Here is a 6,369-nt window from a genome sequence, read left to right on the forward strand (position 1 = left end):
AAATCAGCCGGTGATCACGTCGGCGCCCTTCGGCACGACGAACTTGAACTGATCGGCTTTCAGCGGCGGGTTCGTCTGGATGTTCGTGAAGGTCAGCAGCGTCACGTTGCCGAACACGTCGTGCAACTCCATCGCGGCGAGCGCGCCGTTCCTGAAGCCGATGCCGATCCGCTGGAACTGCGTGTCCTGCGACTTCGGCTGCAACTCGAGCCAGTCGATGCCGCCCTTCACGCCCGCATCATGCAGCGTGTAGTTCTTGTCGAGATCGTTGCTGCCGAACAGGATCGCGGCCGGGCTCGCGCCGAGCGCGCCCGACAGCGGACGCTCGGTGACCTGGTTCAGATCCTTGTCGTACACGTAGAGCTTCGCGCCGTCGGCCTGCAGCACCTGCTGGTACGGCTTCTGATACGCCCAGATGAACTTGCCCGGACGCGAGAACACGAACGTGCCGCTCGAGTTGTCGGTCGCGGCCGGCACGGCGTCCGTCGCGCTCGCGCCCTTCGGCGGCGCCTTCACGATCTGCTGCGTGAACTCGCCCTTCGCCGAATGTACCTTCGCGACGAACGCCTTCAGTTGCTCGGTGCCGCTCGCTAACGCATGCGACGCGGCGAGCATCAGCGACGCGCCGGCCAGCGCGCCGAGCCAGCGGCGCGTCGATCGAACGGAAGAAGCGAACGAATGTTGCTGCATGAGACGGTTTTCTCCGTGGATGGCCGGCGCCGCGCGCCGCGGACTCATTCCGCGTCGCGCGCCGGCACGAGGATTTCGCGGTTGCCGCTCGACGACATCGCCGACACGAGCCCCGACTGCTCCATCTGTTCGAGCAGCCGTGCCGCGCGGTTGTAGCCGATGCGCAGATGCCGCTGCACGAGCGAGATCGACGCGCGCCGGTTCTTGATCACGATTTCGACGGCCTGATCGTACAGCGGATCAGACTCGCCGCCGCCTTCGCCGGTTCCCGCGCCGGCCGAGCCCTCGTCGCCGTCGGCCGTGCCCCCTTCGAGCAGGCCGTCGATGTAGTTCGGCTCGCCCTGCTCCTTCAGCTTCTCGACGACGCGATGCACTTCGTCGTCGGCGACGAACGCGCCGTGCACGCGCACCGGCAGGCCGGTGCCGGGCGGCAGATAGAGCATGTCGCCCATCCCGAGCAGCGACTCGGCGCCCATCTGGTCGAGAATCGTGCGCGAATCGATCTTCGACGACACCTGGAACGCGATCCGCGTCGGCACGTTCGCCTTGATCAGGCCGGTGATCACGTCGACCGACGGCCGCTGCGTCGCGAGGATCAGGTGGATGCCCGCCGCACGCGCCTTCTGCGCGATCCGCGCGATCAGCTCCTCGACCTTCTTGCCGACGACCATCATCAGATCGGCGAGCTCGTCGATCACGACGACGATGTTCGGCAGCCGGCCGAGCGGCTCCGGATCGTCCGGCGTCAGGCTGAACGGGTTCGGGAGCTTCTCTTCGCGCTTCGCGGCGTCGTCGATCTTGTTGTTGTAGCCGGCGAGGTTGCGCACGCCGAGCTTGCTCATCAGCTTGTAGCGCCGCTCCATCTCGGCGACGGTCCAGTTCAGCGCGTGGCCCGCCTGCCGCATGTCGGTGACGACCGGGCACAACAGATGCGGAATCCCTTCGTACACGCTCATTTCGAGCATCTTCGGATCGATCAGGATCAGCCGCACCTGCTCGGCGGTCGCCTTGTACAGCAGCGACAGGATCATCGCGTTGATCCCGACCGACTTGCCGGAGCCGGTCGTGCCGGCGACGAGCAGGTGCGGCATCTTCGCGAGATCCGCGCACACCGGCTTGCCACCGATGTCCTTGCCGAGGCTGAGCGTCAGCGCAGACGGCGCGGCCGCGTACACCTCGGAGCCGATGATCTCGGACAGATGCACCGTCTGGCGGCGCTGGTTCGGCAGCTCGAGCGCCATGAAGTTCTTGCCGGGAATCGTCTCGACGACGCGGATCGACACGAGCGACAGCGAGCGCGCAAGATCCTTCGCGAGGTTCACGATCTGGCTGCCCTTCACGCCGGTGGCCGGCTCGATCTCGTAGCGCGTGACGACCGGGCCCGGATACGCGGCGACGACGCTCGCCTCGACGCCGAAATCCTTCAGCTTCTTCTCGATCAGGCGCGACGTGAATTCGAGCGTGTCGGCCGAAATCGTCTCGTGCGCCTTCGGCGCCGGGTCGAGCAGCGACACCGGCGGCAGCGTCGAATCGCCCGGCAGGTCGGTGAACAGCGGCACCTGCCGCTCCTTCTCGACGCGCTCGGATTTCGCCGGCGTGACAACCGGCGGCACGATCGTCACGCGCTCGTGATCCTCGATCCGCACGCGCTCCTCCTCGACCTTGCCCTCGCGACGCACCGCGGCGGCCTCGCCGAGCTTGCGGTCGCGCTCGGCCTCGCGGCGCAGCTTCGCGACGTTCACGGCCGACAGGAGCGCATCGCCGACGCGCTCGGCGACCGACAGCCACGAGAAGCGGAAATACAGCGACAGCCCGATCGCGAGCGCGATGAGCAGCGCGAGCGTGCCGCCGGTGAAGCCGAGCGCGTGCGACGTCGCGCGCGCGACCGCGTCGCCGACGACGCCGCCGGGCGCGCGCGGCAACTGGACCTTCAGCGACCACATGCGCAGCGCCTCGATCCCGTCGCTTGCGAGCAGCACGAGCACGAACGCGGCGCCTTCGGCGAGCCAGCCGATCGGCCGCTCGGGCGCATCGTCGAGCGGTTCATGATGGGTGATGCGGCGGTAGTTCGCGGCGATCCGCCGGCCGAGCGGCACGATCAGCCAGTACGCGGACACGCCGAACAGCAGCAGCACGATGTCGGCGGTCCACGCGCCGAAGCGGCCCGCCCAGTTCGCGATGCGGTCGACCTGCGCGGCGTGCGTCCAGCTCGGGTCGTGCCGGCTATAGCTCAGCAGCGCCATCACCAGAAACGCGCAGAGCGCGACCTGGAGAATCCAGCGGATCTCCGTGAGGAGCTTCGACATCCGGTGCGGCAACGCCTGTGCCTGGGCGGAATAAGGAGCTTTTGCCATGAATCCGTATTGAGAAGGCGGGCCGCGCACGCTGCCGGCCGCCAATCGTTCGATCCCGCGTATTGTAAACGCTGCACCGCACGGTCGAGTGTAAATGACGGTTACATCGCGCGGCGCACGCTATCGGCGCGATAGAAACGTTCGTTCGGCAACGCGGCAGGCGGGCCTTTATAATGCGCGTCTGATACCCATCTACGACGGCATACCGGTCCACCCGACCGTCCGGCGGCGCCGATTCGCCCGCCGCGGCCGCCCTTTACGGATTCTGCACATGTCCACGCCCAAACACGCGAAAGTCCTGATTCTCGGTTCCGGCCCCGCCGGCTACACCGCCGCCGTCTACGCGGCGCGCGCGAACCTCTCCCCGGTGCTCGTCACCGGCATCGCCCAGGGTGGCCAGTTGATGACGACGACCGACGTCGAGAACTGGCCCGCGGACGCGAACGGCGTGCAGGGCCCCGAGCTGATGCAGCGCTTCCTCGAGCACGCGGAGCGCTTCAACACCGAGATCGTGTTCGACCATATCCACACCGCGAAGCTGCACGAGAGCCCGATCCGCCTGATCGGCGACTCCGGCGAATACACGTGCGACTCGCTGATCATCGCGACCGGCGCGTCCGCGCAGTATCTCGGCCTGGCGTCCGAGGAAGCGTTCATGGGCAAGGGCGTGTCCGCCTGCGCGACGTGCGACGGCTTCTTCTACCGGAACCAGAACGTCGCGGTGGTCGGCGGCGGCAACACCGCGGTCGAGGAAGCGCTCTACCTGACCGGCATCGCGAAGAAGGTCACGCTGATCCACCGCCGCGACAAGTTCCGCGCGGAGCCGATCCTCGTCGACCGCCTGCTCGAGAAGGAGAAGGAAGGGCTCGTCGAGATCAAGTGGAACCACGTGCTCGACGAAGTGACCGGCGATCAGTCCGGCGTGTCCGGCGTGCGCATCAAGCACGTGCAGACCGGCGCGACCGAGGACGTCGCGGTGCAGGGCCTGTTCGTCGCGATCGGCCACAAGCCGAACACCGACATCTTCCACGGCCAGCTCGAGATGAAGGACGGCTACATCATCACGCAGAGCGGCCTGCGCGGAAACGCGACCGCGACGAGCGCGCCGGGCGTGTTCGCGGCCGGCGACGTGCAGGACAACGTGTACCGCCAGGCGATCACGAGCGCGGGCACCGGCTGCATGGCCGCGCTCGACGCGCAGCGCTATCTCGAGACCCTGCACGACCGCAAGTAAGCATCGCGCGCGGCGGGCGCTACAATGGCGTCCGCTGCCGCGCCGCCGCCTGCCGAAAAGCCGCTGCCGCCGCGCAGCGGTTTTTTTTATGCAGCGTTTTTATGCCCGTGCGCGCCGCCTGCGCGCCGCTTGCCTTGCGTACGACATCATGGCGAAGAACCAGCCCCATCCGAGCGACCCCGCGAAGCGGCAGGCCGCCGCCCGCTCCGCTCAACCCGCCGCTACGGCCCCTGCTCAGCCGACGGCGCCCGCCCCTGCCACATCACGCGGCCAGGGCCTCGCCGGCCTCGGCTCGCTGCGCACCGCGCTGAAGGGCGAAGCCGAGCGCCGCGAGCGCGAACGCGTGGAAGCCGCGCGGGCCGAGCAGCAGGCGTCGGCCGACGCGAACCTGTTCCGTGCCCAAATCGGCGCGATCACACCGCTCGCCGCGCCGCCGCGCGCGGCGGGCGGCCGCGAGCCGCCGCCGCCCGTGCCGCAGCAGACGCAGCGCGACGAGGAGGCGGTGCTGTCCGCGACGCTATCCGACGAGTTCGATCCCGAGACGCTGCTCGACAGCGACGAATCGCTGTACTACCACCGCCCCGGCATCAGCCGCGACGTCGTGCGCAAGCTGAGAAGCGGCGCGTGGATCGTGCAGGCGCAGCTCGACCTGCACGGGATGCGCCGCGACGAGGCGCGCGACGCGCTCGCCGAGTTCATCCGCGACGCCGGCAAGAAAGGGCTGCGCTGCCTGCGCGTGATCCATGGCAAGGGCCTCGGCTCGATCGGCAAGGAGCCGGTGCTGAAGGGCAAGGTGCGCGCGTGGCTCGTGCAGAAGGAGGAAGTGATCGCGTTCTGCGAGGCGCGCGGCCACGACGGCGGCGCGGGCGCGGTACTCGTGCTGCTGCAGCCGCCGGCCGCGCCGGGCGATCGGGGGCCGCGTGCCGCATCCTAGGCTCACGCTCGCGCTCGCGGTGCTCGAGGCGATCGCGACGCTGGCGTTCGCGATCTCCGGTTTCGTCGAGGCGCGCAAGAACCGGCTCGACTCGGTCGGCACGTTCATCGTCGCGACCGTCACCGCGTTCGGCGGCGGCACCGTGCGCGACGTGCTGCTCGAGCGCCGGCCGTTCTACTGGGTCGTGCACGAGGACTATCTGCTCGTGGTCTTCGGGCTGTCGCTCGTCGCGCCGTACGTGCTGCGGATGCTGTCGAAGCTGTCGGCCGAACGGGTGCTGCTCGTCGCCGACGCGATCGGGCTCGGACTCTTCAGCATCTCCGGCACGTCGATCGCGCTGGACGCCGGGATGCCGCCGTTCATCGCGGTGCTGATGGGCGTGATCACCGCGGTCGTCGGCGGCATCCTGCGCGACGTGCTGTGCAACGACATCCCGCTGCTGCTGCGCGACTCGCGGCCGTACGCGACCTGCGCGTTCGTCGGCAGCTGGTTCTATCTGCTGCTCGACCGGCTCGACGTCGATCCCATCTACAGCGTGATCGCCGGCACCGGCTTCATCCTGATCGCGCGGCTCGTCACGTACAAGCTCGAGATCCGGCTGCCGCATTGAGCAGCCGTCCACCCAGCACGGAATCGAACGCTCAGAACACGTGCCGGATACCGACCGACGCGCCGAGCTGGCCGGTCGAGCCCGGCGTCATGTAGTACGTCTGCGCGCCCGACGGCAGGTAGTAGCCCACCGACTGCCCGCTCGGCGTATAACCGACGTTGTCCCAGTTCAGCGACGCGAAGCGCGAATACATGAATGACGCATAGACGTCGGTCGCCTTCGACAGGCTGTAGTCCGCGATCGCAAGCCACTGCTGCGGCCCCTTCGGCTTGAGGAGTGTGCCGTTGACAGTCGCGTGCTTGATGTCGTCGTAGTAGTACGCGACCGTGAAACGCGCGGCCGGCGTGGCAGTCCACGTGACGCCGGCCCAGTACATGTCGTCCTGGTGCGGCGAGTACAGCGGCGAGCCCGACGACGGCGCGAGCGTGTTGCCCCAGCGGTAGCCGGCCACGAACTTCAGCGAATCGAACGTATAGCGCAGCCCGACGGTCGCGCGCATGTCCTTCGCGAACGTGTTCCCGCCGGACGCGCCGACGAACTCGGCCAC

General features: G+C 68.3%; 6 protein-coding genes. 3 read left to right on the forward strand and 3 right to left on the reverse strand.

From position 1 onward, the window contains the following. Nucleotides 1-3: 3 nt before the first annotated feature. Nucleotides 4-690 (reverse strand): outer membrane lipoprotein chaperone LolA, encoded by a 687-nt coding sequence (gene lolA, locus HZI36_RS25960; protein WP_179405536.1) that lies wholly within the window; start codon nt 688-690, stop codon nt 4-6. 44 nt (nt 691-734) lie between these two features. Then, nucleotides 735-3,044 (reverse strand): DNA translocase FtsK, encoded by a 2,310-nt coding sequence (locus tag HZI36_RS25965; RefSeq protein WP_179405537.1) that lies wholly within the window; start codon nt 3,042-3,044, stop codon nt 735-737. A 271-nt stretch (nt 3,045-3,315) separates the two neighbouring features. Between HZI36_RS25965 and trxB the strand changes: the two genes are divergently transcribed. The 3 genes from trxB to HZI36_RS25980 all read left to right on the forward strand — a co-directional run bounded on the left by trxB (nt 3,316) and on the right by HZI36_RS25980 (nt 5,822). Next, nucleotides 3,316-4,278, forward strand: a complete 963-nt coding sequence (gene trxB, locus HZI36_RS25970; protein ID WP_179405538.1) for a thioredoxin-disulfide reductase — start codon at nt 3,316-3,318, stop codon at nt 4,276-4,278. A 148-nt stretch (nt 4,279-4,426) separates the two neighbouring features. Continuing rightward, complete coding sequence (locus tag HZI36_RS25975; RefSeq protein WP_179405539.1) at nt 4,427-5,212, forward strand: Smr/MutS family protein; 786 nt, start codon at nt 4,427-4,429, stop codon at nt 5,210-5,212. Continuing rightward, entirely contained in the window at nt 5,199-5,822 is a 624-nt protein-coding gene (locus HZI36_RS25980; protein WP_179405540.1) for a TRIC cation channel family protein, read from the forward strand. The genes HZI36_RS25975 and HZI36_RS25980 overlap by 14 nt, the downstream gene beginning before the upstream one ends. Nucleotides 5,823-5,853: 31 nt before the next feature. Here the strand turns inward: HZI36_RS25980 and HZI36_RS25985 are convergent. Beyond that, nucleotides 5,854-6,369 (reverse strand): porin (locus HZI36_RS25985; RefSeq protein ID WP_179405541.1); only part of this gene is annotated, 516 nt, incomplete at its 5' end.

It is taken from the genome of Burkholderia guangdongensis (assembly GCF_013403875.1).
GTDB lineage: Bacteria > Pseudomonadota > Gammaproteobacteria > Burkholderiales > Burkholderiaceae > Burkholderia > Burkholderia guangdongensis.

Bases quoted from the DNA above. Each gene is read 5' to 3' on its own strand.
- trxB (WP_179405538.1), top strand. From the start codon at position 3,316: ATGTCCACGCCCAAACACGCGAAAGTCCTGATTCTCGGTTCCGGCCCC.
- lolA (WP_179405536.1), bottom strand. From the start codon at position 690: ATGCAGCAACATTCGTTCGCTTCTTCCGTTCGATCGACGCGCCGCTGG.
- HZI36_RS25965 (WP_179405537.1), bottom strand. From the start codon at position 3,044: ATGGCAAAAGCTCCTTATTCCGCCCAGGCACAGGCGTTGCCGCACCGG.
- HZI36_RS25975 (WP_179405539.1), top strand. From the start codon at position 4,427: ATGGCGAAGAACCAGCCCCATCCGAGCGACCCCGCGAAGCGGCAGGCC.